We start from the raw sequence: 18534 nt of genomic DNA on the forward strand, positions 1-18534 counted from the left end.
CTTTAGAGGCATGTGTCATGCCTCTTTTTTCTTTATAATAAAAAACAATTAAGTTCCAATTTTCAAATAAATAGTATGAAAAAAAGAAAGATTAAGGTAAAATATGTAAGGATAGTATAAGGTTGAAAGGATTTGTGTGATGGAAAAGATGAATCTCAGTGAAAGTGTTTGGAATAAACGCTTCACCTCATTGTTCATATCAAGACTCATAAAAAATACAGGAGAAAGTTTTGCTTTTACATCCGTTCTTTGGTTATTGATTTTAAGAGGGGATGGAGCGCTCGGTACCGGACTTCTTCTAGCAGTGACAGTTCTTCCTTCATCATTGTTGGCCCCAATACTAGGACCTCTTATGAAAAGACATCATTTATCTAAATGGATGTTTGCTTCAGATGTCATTCGAGCAACCATTGTACTCATTATTCCACTACTGCATTTTTCGCACATATTGCCTCTATGGTTATTGATCTCATTAATGGTTATTCAATCGGCAACAGGTGCAGCCTATAACCCGGCTTCTGTGGCTATCCTTCCGCAGATTGTTCCAAAGCATCTCATTCAAAAAGCAAATGCGATCCTGCAATCATCTTTTGAAATTGTCGCACTTGCTGCGGTGATGGTCGCTGGTCTTTTGGTCAAATTAATTGGACCTGCAGATACGCTCCTGATCACCACTGCTTTATTTATCATATCGGGCTTGTTCATTATTGGCGTTAAACTCCAAAAGTCAGATGCAGAAAAAGCAGCAGACATTAAACAAGCAAAGAATACATATCTGTATAACTTAAAAAGAGGCTTTCTAGTCGTTAAAAATCATCATATTTTATTTGCACTGACCCTTTATTGTATTTTAATGAATGTCGCTGCAGCTCCGTGGCAGGCATTATCCGCTGTATATGTAGCAGAAGCGCTGCAAAGTGATTCAATGGTGTATTCCATTTTAAGAGGTGTCGCCGCAGTCGGTGCGTTTATGATGGGCTTTGCACTGGCGAAGGTGAAAATCAAAAGGTTTGGCTTGTTCTTTATTGTCGCAGGCATGATTGAAGGAGCTGCATTCTTTATCACTGGAATGAGTACATGGCTTCCAGTCGTTCTTCTAGCTTCCTTTATTTTTGGTGCAGCCGTCAGTGCGATCAATGTTCCAGAGATGGTCATTATTCAAACGTCTGTTGACCAAGAAGATCAGCCGCAAGTATATGCCGTGATCAATGCGTCATCAAATGTCTTTCTCCCGCTTGCAGCCGTCATATCGGGCGTCCTGGCAGAACGCTTTGGAGCAGGACCTGTCATTGCGGGGGGCGGTGTGCTTGAAATTTTATCGGGCATCGCGATCTTCCTGTTCACAGGGCTTGCGAAAAGCCATTTGTCAGCAGACAAACAGAAGTCCGAAACGGTTGAGGTGTAACTCAAAAACCCCCTGTAATTAACGGCAGGGGGTTTTAGCGTGCGCTCTCAACTTCTGGTCATCATTCTGAAAAAAAGAAAAAGAGCTAATCTCAAATCATTAGCTCTTTTCCAGCAATATTAAGAATGTTCTGTTGAACTTTCTGTTTCTTTCATTGGACTTACTTCAGCAAAGATGAATAAAATAACCGTAAACACTATGGCAAGAATGGAAGTTAACGTAAAATCATAAGCAGCTCCATTCATAGATGCAACGATGTAACCAGCCATATGTGTCAGCAGAAAAGTCCAAATGAGGGTGATAATGTAATGCATTATTCCACCGTCCTTTATGTAACAATCTATTGACTATCATACCATAGATACGAGTTCAGAGAAAAGACTGTTTTCCGCCTTTATGTGACCATTTTGAGACCTTCTACTATAAAAATAAAAAGAATTCTTCTGTCTTTAGGGGATTTCCTTATTCCTACAAGAGTTGTTGTTCATATCATAGAAAGCAGAATCACTGAAAGGAGGCTGGCCATATGGGTGTAAGCGAACGTTTTTTCCAGCTTGGTTCCCAGTGGAACGTCATTCACCTTCCTCAAAAACCAAATGGCTTTGGCATTCTAATCCTCGGTGACCGAAATCACTTTGTGCAGGAAAATACATCATTCTGGCTTCAGCATTACGGAAGAAACCAGCTTTTAACTGCTTTAAAGGATGAAGGATATACATTGTTTAATAGTCATCTTCATGGGAATCACTGGGGATGTGAAGATGCTGTTTTTAGTGCGAAACAGCTTGTTCATCACACATTAAAACAAGAAATATTAAACCGGGAAATTCATGTGCTGGCAGAGGGAATGGGTGCACTTGTCGCCATGAGTCTTGCCGAAGAAATGCCAGAAGTGCTAAGGTCTATAGCCATGATGAATCCATGTTTACACCTGCAAGCACAAAGAGAAAGAGAAAAGGAACACAAATTCTTCTACAAACAGTTCATGAAAGAACTCGCACAGAGCTATGGGTGCTCTGCAAAGGAAGCAGAAACGTATCCACTTCCTTCTTGCCCCGTTCATTCAGCTCATGTACCGATTCATATATGGCAGAGACTAAACGGCGCACCGTATGCCTATGAACTACATGCAAAGCCTTTTATTGATCAACATATGATGAATCCAGACCATTGTCAGATGGACCTTACCTTGCATATGTTTGATCATCCAAGAAGAATCTTTCAGTCCATTCACAAGTTTTATAAATCGCATGAAAGAGAATTGTAATGAATAGGATGATAACAGCCCTTCATGGAAAGGGCTCTTCTTTTTATTCGATATGCTAAAAAAGGGGACATGAACATGGAAACAGGACTGATCATAGGTGCAGATGAATTTTTTGGCCTGACACTTTGTGAATATATGATGAAAGAGGGCATACAAGTGGATATCACATATCCTAAGGAGCAGTCAGAGGAGCAAAAAATGTTATTAGAAGAGCGGATGATGTGGCTTGGCCGCAATGATCTTGTCCGCGTTATTGATGGTCAAGATAGGAAAGAGGCATATGACCTGATCTTTTTTCAATCAGATGATTCAATGAACAGAGAGACAGACCTCGAAGCGAAGCATGGCATATACCGCTTGTTTTACGAAGAACCCGAAAGCCATTCGCATGAACAAAGCGTTTCGGCTGTTATCCTTCCACGCATGTTTGGTCCGTGGACACTCCATGAAGAGAGACGAATAAAGGATGATCACGCATTTTTTGTAGAAGATGTCGCAAAGGAGCTTTTAAAGTGGGCACGCACTGATCAAAGGCAGGAAATGATCCATCAATTAAAGGTAGAAAGACAAACAGGTGACAAACAAGCAGAAGAAATCATAGCAGAATGGAAAAGACAAAACTCAACATTTTTCGACAAAAAGCAAGAATGATCTTCCATCTTATCTTTTTTCAGTATAAAATAAACCTATATTTAACATACAGGTTCATGCCTGCGTGTTGCAAAGGGAGTTGAACATGGCATGAAGTACCAGCGGCTTGTCATGATCTTTTCGTTCCTTCTTCTTATGCTATCTGCCTGCTCGCAGGCGCCGTTAAAAGGACATATTGAGAAGGTGGGTTTACTCGTCCCCGATACGATTAATGATCAAGTTTGGGGAACGAAAGGTTATAAAGGCTTATTAAATATCCAATCAACATTTGGTGTAGATGTTTATTATAAGGAAGGGATGGTCGACAAGGAGAAAATCGTTGATGCCATTGAAGAATTTCATAAAAAAGGAGTCAATTTGATTATTGGCCATGGCAATGAATACAGCGAAATTTTCAACTTGATCAGTGAAGATTATCCGAAAACACAATTTATCACGGTCAATGGAGGCAAGCCTCAAGCTGATAATGTCACAAACGTCACGTTTAAAGGAGAAGCAATGGGCTTTTTCGGAGGCATGACAGCAGCACATATGTCCAAAACAAAAAAGATTGGTATTCTGGCTACATATGATTGGCAAAGTGAAGTAGACGGTTTTATCAAAGGTGCAAAATATCAGGATGAACATGTGCAAGTCCTAGCGGAATTTGTCGAAAACTGGGATGATGCTGACAAAGCGGTGAACCTCTATCAAAAATTGAAAAAACAAGGTGTAGATGTTGTGTATCCAGCAGGTGATGGTTATAATATCCCTGTCATTGAACAAATCAAAACCGACAATCTATCTGCGATCGGATATGTCACTGATCAATCCAACCTTGGAAGCCATACGGTGTTAACTAGCACTGTACAGCATGTCGATAAAGCGTACAGTATCATTGCGAAGAAGTTTAATGAAGGCAAGCTAAACGAACAAGGTGAGTACTCCTTTGACTTTAAAGAAGGAGTGATCGAAATGGGGAAATTTAGCTCAACCATAGACCGCGCTTTTGTGAAAGACATTGAGAAGGATATTGCGAATTACAAAAAAACAGGCAAATTGCCAAATGAAAAGTGAGGACGTTGAACATGCAACACGAAAAATCGATGGAGTTTTTACAAATTGCGATGAAGTATTTTCCACAAGCAAAAGAAGAATTAGATAAAGCAGGGATTCAGCTTGATCCAGAAGCACTTCAGCCGCTTCTCTCTTTGTTTACATCTGTCATGCAAGAGGCATATGAGCTTGGAAAAGCAGATGCAGCATCAGAAAAAGCCACAGAATAGTGGCTTTCAGCGTGTAGACAAACCCTCGCATTCTTTGTCAGTCCTGCGCGCTGGTGCTCACGAATGACAAATTCGCTCCGCTCCAGTGCTCGTCCTTCCTAGACTGCAAAGGTTTTCTATCACGCTGAGAAGAAGACAAAGGGCTAAAATATTTTAGCCCTTTGTCAACAATCAAAAAAAGCCACAGAATAGTGGCTTTTTTTTATGATAATTTTTTCTTAAAGGCACTGATCATAGGGCCGACATCTTTAAACACAGGCTTCAGCTCATCGATGGAGTTCATAATGTTTCCAATTTGATTCATGACATGCATGTAGTCAATGGAGTCATCACTTGAAGAAGTCTCTGCACGCTCCTCCTTTTTTTCTGTCTTGCTTTTCTCCTTTTCAAGCGGCTGACCAAACATCATTGCTGAGAAAATATCCTTTTGCGCCATATCACATGTTCCTTTCTACTATTGGTATATCATTAATCTATGAAAAAAGTGAGAGGAAAGGTTAGACGTTTGTATTGCCAAGGAGAAAAAAATAAGGTAAAATTAGTACCAGATACTAATATAAGATCACAATATCACATGCTCGTATGAGTAAAAGGAGTCTTATTCAATGAATGCTGGAATTATTGGCCTTGGCCGCTATATACCTGAAAAAGTATTAACAAATCGTGATTTAGAAAAAATGGTTGAAACTTCTGACGAGTGGATTCGTACTAGAACAGGTATAGAAGAAAGAAGAATTGCATCTGATGATGTCAATACATCTCATATGGCGCTTGCTGCTGCAAAAAAAGCATTAGCTGACGCAGATGTGGCTGCAGAAGATATTGATATGATTCTTGTAGCGACAGTTACGCCAGATCAAGCATTTCCGACAGTCGCTTGTATGATTCAAGAGCAGCTCGGTGCACATAAAGCATGTGCAATGGATATTAGCGCTGCATGCGCTGGCTTTATGTATGGGCTTGTTACTGGAAAACAATTTATCGAATCTGGCACTTACAAACATGTGCTTGTCGTTGGTGTAGAAAAGCTTTCTCGCATTACCGACTGGGATGACCGCAACACAGCTGTTTTGTTTGGAGATGGAGCAGGTGCTGCTGTACTAGGAACAGTCAGCGAAGGCAAGGGAATTCTATCATTTGAGCTTGGAGCCGATGGAAGAGGCGGGAAGCACTTGTACTTAGATGAAAAAGATCATACAATCATGAATGGAAGAGAAGTATTTAAATTTGCTGTGAGACAAATGGGCGAGTCAAGCGTAAACGTGATTGAAAAAGCTGGACTATCAAAAGAAGACGTAGACTTCTTGATTCCGCATCAAGCAAACATTCGCATTATGGAAGCAGCACGCGAACGCTTAGAGCTGCCAGTTGAAAAAATGTCGAAAACAGTCCATAAATATGGAAACACATCAGCAGCATCCATTCCAATTTCACTATGTGAAGAAATCGAAGCCGGAAAAATTCATGACGGCGATGTGATTGTAATGGTTGGTTTTGGTGGAGGATTAACGTGGGGCGCAATCGCTATGCGATGGGGCCGATAAAAGAGTGGGGTGCACAAATTAATGGATAAGAAACGAGTAGTTGTTACAGGATTAGGTGCTTTGACACCTCTTGGCAACGATGTAGAGACAACATGGAAAAATGCTGTAGCAGGTGTATCAGGTGTTGGCCCGATCACACGTGTTGATTCAAGTGAATATACAGCAAAAGTAGCTGCAGAACTAAAAGATTTTAACATCGAAGATTACATGGAGAAAAAAGAAGCGAGAAAGATGGCACGCTTCACACAATATGCAGTCGTTGCTGCTCAAAAGGCTTTAGATGATTCACGCCTTGAAATTACAGATGAAAACGCACCTCGTGTTGGGGTATGGGTTGGATCTGGTATTGGCGGACTTGAAACATTCGAAGAGCAATTCGAAGTGTATTCGAATAAAGGAGCAAGACGCGTAAGCCCGTTCTTCGTTCCAATGATGATTCCAGATATGGCAACAGGCCAAATTTCAATTGCTCTTGGCGCAAAAGGGGTTAACTCTTGTACAGTAACAGCATGTGCAACAGGAACAAACTCCATTGGTGATGCCTTTAAAGTCATTCAGCGCGGAGATGCAGATGCGATGATTACAGGTGGAACAGAAGCACCGTTAACGAAAATGTCGTTTGCTGGCTTCTGTGCAAACAAAGCCCTTTCGACAAATCCTGATCCAGATACAGCAAGTCGTCCATTTGATAAAAACCGTGACGGATTTGTCATGGGTGAGGGAGCGGGAATTGTTGTTCTTGAAGAATTAGAGCATGCGTTAAAACGTGGTGCGACCATTTATGCAGAAATCGTTGGCTACGGCTCAACTGGAGATGCATACCATATCACAGCACCTGCTCCAAACGGAGAAGGCGGCGTACGTGCAATGAAAGAAGCCATTCGTGATGCAGGTTTAACAGTGGAAGAAATTGATTATATCAATGCCCACGGAACAAGCACACCGTATAATGATAAGTTTGAAACAATGGCGATTAAAGAAGTGTTTGGAGAGCATGCGAATCAGCTTGCGATCAGCTCGACAAAATCAATGACAGGTCATTTACTTGGCGCAGCAGGCGGAGTAGAAGCGATTTTCTCTGTTCTGGCGATTAAAGACAGTGTCATTCCGCCAACGATTAACCTTGAAACACCAGATGAAGAATGTGATCTTGATTATGTAGCAAATGAAGCACGTTCAAAAGAAGTACAAGTTGCGTTGAGCAACTCACTTGGTTTTGGCGGGCACAATGCGACAATTATCTTCAAAAAATACGAAGCGTAATATGTCTTAAGAAGGCGGCGATCTATAAACAGATCGCCGCCTTTTTGCATATGATGAAAATGGAGGTGTTCAGCGGTATGGGTCTGATCAATACACAATATCTCATTGAGCAATCATCATCATTTCAGGAGCTGGCGGCACGTTTTGTCCCTTATTTTAAAGGAGCGGAGAAAAAAGAAGGATCATCTATTCTCGCCCATTTACAACATCACGGAATGGTTCGATCATGGAACGCCTGCCAGGAAATGATCGACAAGCTCAAAGAAAAAGGGTATTTCCAGCTTGTGATGAAAGAATACAAAGCGCTGCAAAAAAAGTGGGGAGGTCCTGATGTCCCTGTCTTTATTTTGCCTGTTAATGAGAGCAGCAAAGAGATCAGAGAACAATTTTACTTTCAATCCGGCATGGCATTTGATGACAAAATCTTTCTTTTTTTATCCCCGCATACACCGAAGGAGCGAATCGGTACGTTGCTGACGCATGAATATCACCATGTATGCAGGTTGCATTTTCTCACGAAAGAAGAAAAAGATTTTACATTCCTTGATACAATCATGATGGAGGGGCTCGCTGAATATGCTGTGTATCATAGATATGGAGAAAGCTATACAGCAAAGTGGACGACTTTATATGATGAATCGCAGCTGCAACGCATGTACAAGAAATGGGTATCCAGTCACCTTTATCAGAAAGTGCAGGACGACGAAAGGCTGATACAGAATCTCCTTTATGGAAAAGGGAACTACCCCAAAATGCTTGGCTATGCCACTGGATTTTATATCGTGAAAAAGTATTTCGATGAGCACCGAATCAGCGAGGAGTCTATGATTGCGGAGCCAGCGGAAACGTTTTTAAAGGCGATAGAATCATAAAGACAATCATTCACAAAAAAAGTGTCATATTACAATTTTACTAAATACTTCTTGATTTCGTCATGCTGATGTAATAATATACAAATATAAATTTTGATAATTCTTTTTATTCTAAAAAGACGGAATTTTTCGATTCGGTTCATTTGATCTATGGAGAAAGGGGCGAATGCATGAGCACACTGCTTGAAGTGCAAAACTTAAAAACCTATTTTTTTCGAAAAAAGGAACCAATACCTGCTGTTGATGGCGTTGATTTTAGTATCAAAAAAGGGGAAACAGTCGCATTAGTCGGTGAGTCTGGGTCTGGTAAAAGTATTACGTCTTTATCCATCATGGGTCTGATTAATGGGACTGGTGGGAAGATTATGGATGGTTCCATTAAGCTTGATGGAAAAGACCTTGTTACATATAGTGAAAAGGAATTGTGCAATATTCGTGGTAATGATGTATCCATGATCTTTCAGGAACCCATGACCTCACTTAATCCCGTCTTAACCATCGGGGAACAAATAACAGAAATCCTCATTTACCACAAAAAACTTTCAAAAAAAGAAGCGACCAAAAAAGCGATTGACTTGCTAAAGCTTGTAGGCTTTTCCAGGCCAGAACAAATCATCAAAGATTACCCGCACCGTTTATCCGGCGGTATGCGTCAACGAGTCATGATCGCCATTGCGCTAAGCTGTGATCCGAAGCTCCTCATTGCGGATGAGCCGACTACTGCGCTCGATGTGACCATACAAGCCCAGGTGCTGACCTTAATGAAAGATTTATGTTCGACCTTTGGTACATCTATACTTCTCATTACGCACGATTTAGGTGTTGTGTCGGAAGTAGCAGACCGCGTCATTGTCATGTACTGCGGACAGGTTGTTGAAAATGGAACCGTTGAAGAGTTGTTTGATCAGCCGCTTCACCCATACACAGAAGGACTGCTTGAATCCATTCCAGTCATTGACGGAGACATTCAGCCATTAACGGCGATAAAAGGAAATGTCCCTGCGCCAGATCAGCTTCCCGCAGGATGCCGTTTTGCGCCAAGATGCCCGAAAGTAATGGAACACTGCATAGGTGAATTGCCCAAACTGACAACCTTTGAAAATGGTAGAAGCGTCAGGTGTTTCTTATATGAGGAGGCAAGCCAAACATGACACTTGCTGAAAATCAACCATACATGACAGATCGATCTGAGAAAGAAACCATCCTGGAATTAAAAAATATACGAAAACACTTTCCGATTAAAGCTGGCGTGCTGCAAAAGAAAGTAGGAGCAGTCAAAGCGGTTGACGGCATCGACTTAAACATTTATAAAGGTGAAACGTTAGGCATCGTTGGAGAGTCTGGATGCGGTAAATCCACATTAGGACGGACGATGATTCGTTTATATGAACCAACAGAAGGACAAATTCTATTTAAAGGGCAAGATATTTCTCATGTATCTGAATCAAAACTAAGACAATCAACAAGGAAAAACATCCAAATGGTTTTTCAAGATCCCTTTGCATCACTCAACCCTAGAAAAACACTTCGAAGTATCATCAAAGAACCCTACAAAACACATCACTTATATTCCTTAAAAGAAAGAAATGAAAAAGTAGAACAGCTTTTATCCAAAGTCGGCCTTCACCCAAGTTTTGCGAATCGATACCCGCACGAATTCTCCGGCGGACAAAGGCAGCGGATCGGTATCGCTCGTGCACTTGCCATGAATCCTGAAATGATCATAGCAGATGAGCCTGTTTCAGCGCTTGACGTCTCCATTCAGGCGCAGGTCATCAATTTGATGGAAGAGCTTCAAGAAGAGTTTGACCTCACCTATCTATTTATCTCTCACGATCTCAGTGTGGTCCGCCACATTAGTGATCGAGTGGGCGTCATGTATCTTGGCAAAATGATGGAACTTGCGGATAAGCACAGCCTGTACGATGATCCGCTTCATCCGTATACACAGGCGCTTTTATCTTCCGTTCCAGTCACCCGTAAAAAAGGTCAGGTGAAAAGGGAACGGATTATGCTGCAAGGGGATTTACCAAGCCCTGCAAATCCGCCAAAAGGTTGTGTGTTTCATACAAGATGCCCACACGCGAAAGAAGTCTGTAAAGAAAAAGTACCAGAATTTCAAGAATTAAAAACGAACCACTTTGTGGCCTGCCACCTCTACGACGCTTGATCACGCTTGTATGATCTCATCTTTGAGAGGGGGGATGAAACGGGCTTCTGTCATCATTTTTTAAAAAAGATAGGGGGAATTGTCTATGAAAGATAGAAAGAGAAAGTCCATTTTGGTCAGTTTACTGCTGATCTTTACATTGATCCTTGCTGCTTGTTCTGGTGGAAATAAAACGTCTGGAGACAGTGAAAAGAAATCCACAGGTAAACCTGTACAAGGTGGAGATCTTGTCATTGGTTCGATTGCAGAGCCTACATTATTTAACTCACTTTACTCAACAGACGTGGCAAGTTCTGATATTGAAGAGAGAATCTATAGCTTTTTACTGCAAACAGATGGAAAGCTTAACCCACAGCTGGCGTTGGCAGAAGATATTAAAGAATCCGATGACGGCAAACAGTTTGATGTGACCATTAGAAAAGGCGTGAAGTTTCATGATGGAGAAGAACTGACTGCTGATGATGTTGTGTTTACATACAGCATTCCGATCAATAAAGATTACAATGGTGAGCGTGGATCAGGCTTTGAAGTATTAGAGTCTGTCAAAAAAACAGGGGACTATTCGGTCGAATTTAAGCTGAATAAAAAAGATCCATATTTTTATAATGTCACGCTAGGAAGCTATGGCATTTTACCAAAGCATATTTTAGGTGATGTCCCTATAAAGGATCTTGGCGAAAATGAATTTAACCGAAAAAATCCAATCGGCTCCGGTCCATTTAAATTTGCCGAGTGGAAAGAAGGAGACTATGTCAAACTCGAAGCATTTGATGACTATTGGGATGGACGGCCATACCTTGATACAGTCACCATTAAAACGATTCCTGATCAAAATGCAGCCATGGCTCAGCTATCCGCAGGTGATATTGATTTCTTTGCAGTGCCTGGAGCAGAACTGCAAACAGCTGAAAAAGTTAGTAACATCAAAATCGAATCTGATCTAGGGCTAAATTATTCATATATTGGCTGGAATCAGAAAAACGAACTGTTCAAAAGTAAAAAAGTCCGTCAAGCTCTTACCCATGCCATTGATCGTCAAACGATTGTCGATCAAGTGTTAAATGGAGACGGGAAAGTAGCCAACATCCCAGAAAGCCCGCTGTCATGGAACTACCCTAAAAATGAAAATGTCCCAGTATTTGAATTTGATCAAGAAAAAGCGAAAAAGATGCTGAAAGAAGAAGGCTGGGAGGATACAGATGGAGATGGTTATCTGGATAAGGACGGTAAGAAGTTCTCCTTCGTCTTGAAGACGAACCAAGGAAACAAAGTCCGTGAAGATATTGCTGTCGTTGTCCAGCAGCAGCTCAAAGAAATTGGCATTGAAGCAAAACCGCAAATTGTAGAATTTAGTGCATTAATCGAGCAAACAACCCCGCCAAAATGGGATTATGATGCGTTATTACTCGGCTGGAGCTTAGCGACATTCCCTGACCAATACAGCATTTTCCATTCAAGTCAGTCTGAAAAAGGTTTAAATAACATTTGGTATAAAAATGAAGAAGTCGATAAACTGCTAGTTGATGCCAAAAACTTGAGTGATCGTAAAGAGTATTCAAAGGCGTATGAAAAAATTTATGAGCTGATTGCAGAAGACCAGCCGTATACGTTCCTTTATTATGCCAACTCACATCGTGCGATGCCATCTAATCTACAAGGCTACTCTTACCACCCGAAAGATGAATATTACAAAATCGAAAAATGGTGGATTGAACAGTAGTCTGCTAGTGAAGAAGGGGAGGGGTCTCCCCTTTTTTCATCATAGTATGGCCATCCGATGAAAAAGGAGTTGTGCACATGGTTACATATATCATTAGAAGGACACTTCTTTCTATCCCGATTTTGTTTGGTATTACGATTTTGTCCTTTGCGATTATGAAAGCAGCACCAGGCGATCCGATGTCACTCATGATGGACCCGACCATTAGTGCCGCAGACCGGGAAGCCTTTATTGATAAGTACGGCTTGAACGATCCTGAATATGTGCAATATATGAAATGGCTCGGTAATATGCTTCAAGGTGACTTTGGCACATCCATTGTAAAAAAAGGAACGCCCGTGTCGGATTTGATTTTTGCCCGGCTGCCAAATACCCTCATCCTCATGATCTTTTCTACATTAGTTGCCCTGATCATTGCCATCCCATTTGGTGTTCTTTCAGCAAAACGTCCGTATACAAAACTTGACTATGGTATTACGGTTACATCATTTATCGGACTGGCTATTCCGAATTTTTGGTTTGGTTTGATCCTTATTATGGTGTTATCAGTGAATTTAGGATGGTTTCCGACCGGGGGTGTCTCTACCTTAAATGCAGATTTTAATCTATTTGACCGGCTTCATCATATTATTTTACCGGCCTTTGTTTTAGCAACGGCTGATATGGCCGGCCTTACACGTTATACAAGGTCAAGTATGCTCGATGTGATGCGGCAGGATTACATTCGCACGGCGCGAGCGAAAGGTTTTAGAGAGAACAAAGTCATCTTCAAACATGGATTGAGAAACGGTCTGATGCCTGTTATTACGATCTTTGGACTCATGATTCCATCCTTTATTGGCGGCGCAGTCGTGGTGGAACAAATCTTCACATGGCCAGGGCTTGGGAAACTGTTTATCGATTCTGCTTTTTCAAGAGATTATCCCGTCATTATGGCGATGACTGTTATCTCTGCTGTGCTCGTGGTCGTTGGAAACTTAATAGCGGATATTCTTTATGCGATCGTTGATCCGCGTATTGAATATTAGAAGGGAGCTGAAGCACAATTGGCACAACCTAATATGGGAACACCTCCAGTTGATCTCAAATTAAAAGAAGGCCTTCCGCCAAAACCAGAGACGATGCTTCGTTTATTTTGCGAGAAATTTTTCAAAAATAAATTGGCGGTTGCCGGCTCCGCTATTTTATTGATCATTATCTTTTCAGCTATTTTTGCCCCGGTGATCGCACCTTACGCACCGGAACAGCAAGACTTGTTGAAACGGCTACAGCCTCCAAGTGCAGAGCATTTTATGGGAACCGACAAGTTTGGTCGAGATATTTTTTCAAGAGTGCTATACGGAGCGAGGGTGTCTCTATTAGTTGGCTTTGTCTCAGTAGTCGGAGCCATCACCATTGGTACCGTCATTGGGGCGGTAGCGGGATACTTTAAAGGTTTTGTCGATTCTGTGCTCATGAGAATGGTGGATGTGGTATTGTCTATTCCAGATATTTTTCTCTTGATCACGCTAGTGACAATTTTTAAACCGGGTATTGATAAATTGATTTTAATCTTTGCGCTGACTGGCTGGACAACAACCGCCAGGCTGATCCGCAGTGAATTCTTGTCACTTCGCACAAGAGAATTCGTACTCGCAGCAAGAACGATCGGAACGAAAAACCATGTCATCATCTTTTCGCATATTTTACCGAACTGTATCGGCCCTATCATTGTGTCTGCTACATTGAAAGTCGGTTCTGTTATTTTAGCTGAGTCGACACTTAGCTATCTAGGGTTTGGCATCCAGCCTCCAACGGCGAGCTGGGGAAACATGCTTCAAGATGCACAAAATTTCTCCATCATGGTGCAAGCATGGTGGTATCCACTGTTCCCAGGTTTACTGATTCTACTTACCGTTTTATGCTTTAACTTCTTAGGTGATGGACTGAGAGATGCCCTTGATCCTAAAAAGCTAAAATAAGGTTCTGCTTATATAAGATCGTGAAAGGACTCTGCGAGACGTTCTCCTTTTCCCAGGAAATAAAGCCGTCCTTCCGTCAGGGCGAAGTTTTAATAAAGTTGGAATAATTTCTCTATCCCTTGCCCATACTGTGGACAACAGTTTTTAAAAAGTGAGGGATTGGTTATGTTATTTCTTCATGACGTATGGGTGAATTGGTTTGAAGGGGAAGAGAATGGCTATAATGTGTGCCATTTTCATGAGTGGCGCAAGGAGGACAGCGTGGAGCTGTTAGATCAAGTACCTTTACTCAAGGTGCAGAGTCCTTTGTTTGATTACATAGAGAATGATCTATCAGAGCTGCCAAAGACGCTGCTAGAGACTGTATTTGAGAAATCATATATTCGAAAAAATCATGAACGCCGTAAATTAGAGTATTGCTTTGTGGTCACGGACGGGATTAGAATCATCGCTGTGGATACGATTGGTTATTCCATCCCTGTGAGAAAGAGCCGATTGATTCCAAGACAGGAGCAATTGGTATATGAAATGGTGAAAGATGTGAAGGCAGAGGAGTATGAATTCACGCCGGACAGCCTTGAATCGACGAAAGAATATCACATCCTATCATTACCACCGCAGCATATCAGCGGATTAACGAGAAAAGAAAGACAGCTGAAGCAGCTGATGTTTATGGCGCTAGATCAACTAAAGGGGCTTCAAAACCGAGCAGAAATTGCCTATTGGTATACAGAATGGAATCCGCGCATGTACAACCAGATCAAACGAATGTCTTTCGAGGAAATTTGGAACATGCTTTATAACGAAACCATTGATGGATGGTCAGAAAACCATTTAGCCTTTTGTGAAAAAATGATTAAAGGACAGCCATTTTTTGAAAAACTTTGGGAAATGGAAAATGAATCAAAAGTGAATTAGAAAAAGCTTGCAGCTGAATATGCTGCAAGCTTGTTTTATTTGCGTTTCCGGCCAAGACCCATCGCATTCTCCATTTTTTTCAGCATTTTGTTTGCCGTACGGTTCGCTTTTTCAGCACCTTCATCTAAAATGCGGTCAAGCTCTTCTGATTCAATGAGTTCATAATAGCGATCTTGAATCGGTTTTAATGCATCCACAACAACGTTCGCAAGATCTCCCTTAAATTCACCATAACCTTTGCCTTCGTATTTTTGTTCAAGCTCTGCAATCGATACGTTCCCTAATACAGAATAAATCGTCAGTAAGTTGGCAATTCCAGGTTTGTTTTCTTTGTCATATTTGACGATGCCTTCTGAATCAGTCACAGCACTTTTGATTTTCTTTTCAAGCTGTTTTGGCTCATCTAATAAGGTAATGAAAGATTTTTGGTTCGGATCAGATTTGCTCATCTTTTTCGTTGGATCTGCTAAAGACATAATCCGAGCGCCTTCTTTTGGAATTTTGACTTCAGGTACAGTAAAGATGTCGTTATACTTTCGGTTAAAGCGTTCAGCAAGCGTTCTCGTTAATTCAAGATGCTGCTTTTGATCTTCTCCTACAGGAACTAAGTCCGTACCGTATAACAAAATATCGCCAGCCATTAATGGCGGATACGTTAATAGTCCTGAAACGACTGCTTCCTTACCAGCAGATTTGTCCTTAAATTGAGTCATTCTTTCTAATTCTCCAATATAAGCGACACATTGCAGCATCCATCCTGCCTGGGCGTGGGCAGGTACCTCTGATTGGATAAACAATGTTGCCTTCTCAGGATCAAGCCCCACTGCCAAATAAAGAGCGGCTAAACTTCTAATATTTTGTCGAAGGGCTAAACGATCCTGACTCACCGTAATGGCATGCTGATCGACCACACAAAAGTAGCCGTTGTAATCATGCTGAAGATCGACAAATTGCTTCATCGCTCCAATGTAGTTCCCCAATGTCACAGAACCACTAGGCTGAATGCCTGAGAAAATCGTCTTTTTTGTCATACTAAAACCTCTTTTCTTCAATATAAAAAGGCCCACCCATCACTTTTCAACAGAAAAGGGACGAATGAACCGTGGTACCACCCTTGTTATTTCAATACGAAATCACTCAAGACGTTGATATCGGAGACTGCTCCGTCTAAGCCTACTGACTCTGTCAAGTGTTCGGTTAGCTGCTCCAAAGCCCATTCCATACATGCCATTATCTGCTTGCACCAACCGCAGACTCTCTGTAAATGGTGAATATATGTACTCTTCTTTTTCATCGCAACAGTATGTCTATCTATTATAAAGGATGACCATGAAAAAGTCACGAAGCCTATTTGTGACCTTCTCATCATGTCGTTTGACACTTAAAATTTTAGATAAAATAGTAACTATCTGTCAGAATTTTTTAAAAAAGGATGATTAATTATATGTATAAAACATTATTCCTGCTGAATTTGTTAAATTATTTTAATCAATTTACGCTTTAATTTGTTGAAGTGATTGAGACTTTAGTTTATAAAAATCAATCTTTATCCCCATTTACGTTTTTTAAAAATATGTGAAATTGATATTGCAATAAATTATTCTATTCATTATAATGAATTTGTTCACACGTTTGTGCTAGGCTCTTTACATAGTGAAAATTCAGAAAAAACAAAAGAAATAGAAAGTAAGCTATTCAGGGACTTTTTTACGCTATTTCTTAAATCTGAATCTCATCTTCTATCGAGACCTTTGAACTAAAAACATATTATAAGGGGGAATACAGTTGAAAAAGCGTTGGTCTGTTGTTACTTTAATGCTTATTTTCACACTTGTATTAAGCGCTTGTGGTTTCAGCGGAAACAAATCAGGCGACAGCACGAGCAGTTCTGGAGAGGCTAAAACAACATTAAATGTGAATATCTCCACTGAGCCTTTTTCTCTACATCCGGGATTGGCAAATGATTCAACTTCAGGAAGTGTCATCCGTCAGACTTTTGAGGGATTAACAAGAATTAACGCTGAAGGTAAGCCAGAAAACGCAATGGCTTCTGATATCAAAACAAGTGATGATGGTAAAACTTACACATTCACACTTCGTGATGCAAAATGGTCTAATGGTGACCCTGTCACAGCACAAGACTTCGAATATGCTTGGAAATGGGCATTAGATCCTAAAAATGAATCTCAATATGCTTACCAGCTTTATTATATTAAAGGTGCTGAAGCTGCTAACAAAGGGGAAGCAAAAGTTTCTGATGTTGGCATTAAAGCAAAAGACGACAAAACGCTTGTAGTTGAGCTAGAGAACCCAACACCGTTCTTTACTGAACTAACTGCATTCTATACGTATATGCCAGTCAACAAAAAAGTGGCTGAAAAGAATAAAAACTGGTACACAAATGCTGGTGAAAACTACGTATCTAATGGACCATTCGTTCTTTCTAAATGGAAACACGGCGGTTCTATCACACTTGAAAAGAACAATGAATACTGGGATAAAGACACTGTGAAATTGAAAAAGATTAACATGTCTATGATCAAAGATACAAACACTGAACTTAGCATGTTCAAAAAAGGCGAACTTGACTGGGCTGGTTCTCCAACTGGAAGCCTTCCAACTGAGTCTTTAAAAACGTTGAAAAAAGAAGGCGGTCTTGAAATTCAAACGATCGCTGGTATCTATAACTACAAATTCAATACAAAAGTAAAACCTTTAAACAATGCGAACATCCGTAAAGCCCTTGCATACTCAATCAACCGTCAAGCGATCGTTGACAAAATTACGCAAGGTGAACAAGTTCCAGCGATGGCAATCGTTCCTCCAACAATGGAAGGATTCACGGATAACAAAACTGGTTACTTCAAAGATCATGATGTAGCGACTGCTAAAGAACTTCTTGAAAAAGGTGCGAAAGAATTAGGTTATAAGTCAGTTTCTGATCTTCCAACATTGAAATTGTCTTACAACACAGATGAAGGCCACCAAAAGATTGCACAAGCAATTCAAGAAATGTGGAAAAAAGATTTAGGTGTTAACGTTGAACTTGATAACTCTGAGTGGAACGTATACATCGATAAAATCCACAGTGGAGACTACCAAATCGGACGTATGGGCTGGTTAGGTGACTTCAACGATCCAGTGAACTTCCTTGAGCTTTACAAAGATAAAGACGGTGGAAACAATGACACTGGATGGGAAAGCAAAGAGTACAAACAATTATTGAATGATTCTGCAAAAGAAACAGACAAAACAAAGCGTGAAGAAATGCTGAAAAAAGCAGAAAAAATCATCATCGACGATATGCCTGTAGCGCCTATTTACTTCTACACTCAACTTTGGGTACAAGATCCAAAACTTAAAGGTGTGGTTGTATCTGGACTTGGTGATGTTCAATACAAATGGGCACATTTCGAAAAGTAAGAGTTATAGTGTAAGAGATCTACGGCAAGGATCTTAAGGTATATGGAGGATGTCTCTCCATATACCTTTCTTGCT

18 protein-coding genes and 1 other annotated feature are annotated in these 18534 nt (G+C 40.8%); of the genes, 15 read left to right on the plus strand and 3 right to left on the minus strand.

Annotated features, from left to right (window positions below):
• Positions 1-139: 139 nt before the first annotated feature.
• Positions 140-1405, plus strand: a complete 1266-nt coding sequence (locus tag NST01_RS05605; RefSeq protein ID WP_007499050.1) for an MFS transporter — start codon at positions 140-142, stop codon at positions 1403-1405.
• 119 nt (positions 1406-1524) lie between these two features.
• Here NST01_RS05605 and NST01_RS05610 read toward each other — a convergent pair whose 3' ends face one another.
• Positions 1525-1719, minus strand: coding sequence for a YjzD family protein (locus NST01_RS05610; RefSeq protein ID WP_008348514.1), 195 nt, complete (start codon positions 1717-1719; stop codon positions 1525-1527).
• A gap of 212 nt (positions 1720-1931) precedes the next feature.
• Here NST01_RS05610 and NST01_RS05615 point away from each other — a divergent pair, with 212 nt between their 5' ends.
• The 4 genes from NST01_RS05615 (at position 1932) to NST01_RS05630 (ending at position 4588) form a co-directional block, all read left to right on the plus strand.
• Entirely contained in the window at positions 1932-2672 is a 741-nt protein-coding gene (locus tag NST01_RS05615; protein WP_007499048.1) for a hypothetical protein, read from the plus strand.
• 75 nt (positions 2673-2747) lie between these two features.
• A complete protein-coding gene (locus NST01_RS05620; RefSeq protein ID WP_039167361.1) occupies positions 2748-3323 on the plus strand; it encodes a hypothetical protein in 576 nt (191 codons plus the stop codon).
• Between the two features lie 90 nt (positions 3324-3413).
• Positions 3414-4379, plus strand: a complete 966-nt coding sequence (locus NST01_RS05625) for a BMP family ABC transporter substrate-binding protein (protein ID WP_017360174.1) — start codon at positions 3414-3416, stop codon at positions 4377-4379.
• An 11-nt stretch (positions 4380-4390) separates the two neighbouring features.
• Positions 4391-4588, plus strand: coding sequence for a ComZ family protein (locus tag NST01_RS05630; RefSeq protein WP_024720057.1), 198 nt, complete (start codon positions 4391-4393; stop codon positions 4586-4588).
• Between the two features lie 202 nt (positions 4589-4790).
• Here the strand turns inward: NST01_RS05630 and NST01_RS05635 are convergent, their stop codons facing one another.
• A complete protein-coding gene (locus tag NST01_RS05635; protein ID WP_008348506.1) occupies positions 4791-5024 on the minus strand; it encodes a hypothetical protein in 234 nt (77 codons plus the stop codon).
• Between the two features lie 169 nt (positions 5025-5193).
• Between NST01_RS05635 and NST01_RS05640 the strand changes: the two genes are divergently transcribed.
• The 9 genes from NST01_RS05640 to NST01_RS05680 all read left to right on the plus strand — a co-directional run bounded on the left by NST01_RS05640 (position 5194) and on the right by NST01_RS05680 (position 15036).
• Positions 5194-6132: a beta-ketoacyl-ACP synthase III gene (locus tag NST01_RS05640; protein WP_024720058.1), complete on the plus strand. Its 939-nt coding sequence runs from the start codon at positions 5194-5196 to the stop codon at positions 6130-6132.
• 21 nt (positions 6133-6153) lie between these two features.
• Positions 6154-7395 carry a beta-ketoacyl-ACP synthase II gene (fabF, locus tag NST01_RS05645; RefSeq protein ID WP_007499040.1) on the plus strand — a complete coding sequence of 414 codons (1242 nt, stop codon included), beginning with the start codon at positions 6154-6156 and terminating at the stop codon, positions 7393-7395.
• 77 nt (positions 7396-7472) lie between these two features.
• Positions 7473-8267, plus strand: coding sequence for a DUF2268 domain-containing protein (locus NST01_RS05650; RefSeq protein WP_046527014.1), 795 nt, complete (start codon positions 7473-7475; stop codon positions 8265-8267).
• Positions 8268-8437: 170 nt separating this feature from the next.
• Positions 8438-9418 (plus strand): ABC transporter ATP-binding protein, encoded by a 981-nt coding sequence (locus tag NST01_RS05655; RefSeq protein ID WP_046527013.1) that lies wholly within the window; start codon positions 8438-8440, stop codon positions 9416-9418.
• 23 nt (positions 9419-9441) lie between these two features.
• Complete coding sequence (locus NST01_RS05660; RefSeq protein ID WP_025207148.1) at positions 9442-10437, plus strand: ABC transporter ATP-binding protein; 996 nt, start codon at positions 9442-9444, stop codon at positions 10435-10437.
• A gap of 85 nt (positions 10438-10522) precedes the next feature.
• Complete coding sequence (locus NST01_RS05665) at positions 10523-12157, plus strand: peptide-binding protein (RefSeq protein ID WP_025207149.1); 1635 nt, start codon at positions 10523-10525, stop codon at positions 12155-12157.
• Between the two features lie 77 nt (positions 12158-12234).
• Positions 12235-13185 carry an ABC transporter permease gene (locus tag NST01_RS05670; protein ID WP_008348492.1) on the plus strand — a complete coding sequence of 317 codons (951 nt, stop codon included), beginning with the start codon at positions 12235-12237 and terminating at the stop codon, positions 13183-13185.
• Between the two features lie 33 nt (positions 13186-13218).
• Complete coding sequence (opp4C, locus tag NST01_RS05675) at positions 13219-14118, plus strand: oligopeptide ABC transporter permease (protein WP_017360169.1); 900 nt, start codon at positions 13219-13221, stop codon at positions 14116-14118.
• Positions 14119-14283: 165 nt separating this feature from the next.
• The gene (locus NST01_RS05680; RefSeq protein WP_025207150.1) at positions 14284-15036 is read left to right on the plus strand and encodes a YjbA family protein; all 753 of its coding nucleotides are present in this window, start codon (positions 14284-14286) and stop codon (positions 15034-15036) included.
• Between the two features lie 35 nt (positions 15037-15071).
• Here NST01_RS05680 and trpS read toward each other — a convergent pair whose 3' ends face one another.
• Entirely contained in the window at positions 15072-16067 is a 996-nt protein-coding gene (gene trpS / locus NST01_RS05685) for a tryptophan--tRNA ligase (protein ID WP_017367013.1), read from the minus strand.
• A 53-nt stretch (positions 16068-16120) separates the two neighbouring features.
• Positions 16121-16339, minus strand: a binding site (T-box leader).
• Positions 16340-16821: 482 nt separating this feature from the next.
• On the opposite strand from trpS, the gene NST01_RS05690 reads away from it, so the two are divergent.
• Complete coding sequence (locus tag NST01_RS05690) at positions 16822-18459, plus strand: peptide ABC transporter substrate-binding protein (protein WP_007499024.1); 1638 nt, start codon at positions 16822-16824, stop codon at positions 18457-18459.
• Positions 18460-18534 lie beyond the last annotated feature (75 nt).

The sequence above is a fragment of the Bacillus sp. FSL R7-0166 genome, from assembly GCF_038008935.1.
GTDB lineage: Bacteria > Bacillota > Bacilli > Bacillales > Bacillaceae > Bacillus > Bacillus altitudinis.

What these genes read in the sequence shown, in the direction of transcription:
- NST01_RS05620 (WP_039167361.1), top strand. Translation starts at nt 2,748, where the DNA reads ATGGAAACAGGACTGATCATAGGTGCAGATGAATTTTTTGGCCTGACA.
- NST01_RS05630 (WP_024720057.1), top strand. Translation starts at nt 4,391, where the DNA reads ATGCAACACGAAAAATCGATGGAGTTTTTACAAATTGCGATGAAGTAT.
- NST01_RS05640 (WP_024720058.1), top strand. Translation starts at nt 5,194, where the DNA reads ATGAATGCTGGAATTATTGGCCTTGGCCGCTATATACCTGAAAAAGTA.
- NST01_RS05605 (WP_007499050.1), top strand. Translation starts at nt 140, where the DNA reads ATGGAAAAGATGAATCTCAGTGAAAGTGTTTGGAATAAACGCTTCACC.
- NST01_RS05625 (WP_017360174.1), top strand. Translation starts at nt 3,414, where the DNA reads ATGAAGTACCAGCGGCTTGTCATGATCTTTTCGTTCCTTCTTCTTATG.
- trpS (WP_017367013.1), bottom strand. Translation starts at nt 16,067, where the DNA reads ATGACAAAAAAGACGATTTTCTCAGGCATTCAGCCTAGTGGTTCTGTG.
- NST01_RS05615 (WP_007499048.1), top strand. Translation starts at nt 1,932, where the DNA reads ATGGGTGTAAGCGAACGTTTTTTCCAGCTTGGTTCCCAGTGGAACGTC.
- opp4C (WP_017360169.1), top strand. Translation starts at nt 13,219, where the DNA reads ATGGGAACACCTCCAGTTGATCTCAAATTAAAAGAAGGCCTTCCGCCA.
- NST01_RS05670 (WP_008348492.1), top strand. Translation starts at nt 12,235, where the DNA reads ATGGTTACATATATCATTAGAAGGACACTTCTTTCTATCCCGATTTTG.
- NST01_RS05655 (WP_046527013.1), top strand. Translation starts at nt 8,438, where the DNA reads ATGAGCACACTGCTTGAAGTGCAAAACTTAAAAACCTATTTTTTTCGA.
- NST01_RS05650 (WP_046527014.1), top strand. Translation starts at nt 7,473, where the DNA reads ATGGGTCTGATCAATACACAATATCTCATTGAGCAATCATCATCATTT.
- NST01_RS05660 (WP_025207148.1), top strand. Translation starts at nt 9,442, where the DNA reads ATGACAGATCGATCTGAGAAAGAAACCATCCTGGAATTAAAAAATATA.
- NST01_RS05680 (WP_025207150.1), top strand. Translation starts at nt 14,284, where the DNA reads ATGTTATTTCTTCATGACGTATGGGTGAATTGGTTTGAAGGGGAAGAG.
- NST01_RS05635 (WP_008348506.1), bottom strand. Translation starts at nt 5,024, where the DNA reads ATGGCGCAAAAGGATATTTTCTCAGCAATGATGTTTGGTCAGCCGCTT.
- NST01_RS05665 (WP_025207149.1), top strand. Translation starts at nt 10,523, where the DNA reads ATGAAAGATAGAAAGAGAAAGTCCATTTTGGTCAGTTTACTGCTGATC.
- NST01_RS05610 (WP_008348514.1), bottom strand. Translation starts at nt 1,719, where the DNA reads ATGCATTACATTATCACCCTCATTTGGACTTTTCTGCTGACACATATG.
- fabF (WP_007499040.1), top strand. Translation starts at nt 6,154, where the DNA reads ATGGATAAGAAACGAGTAGTTGTTACAGGATTAGGTGCTTTGACACCT.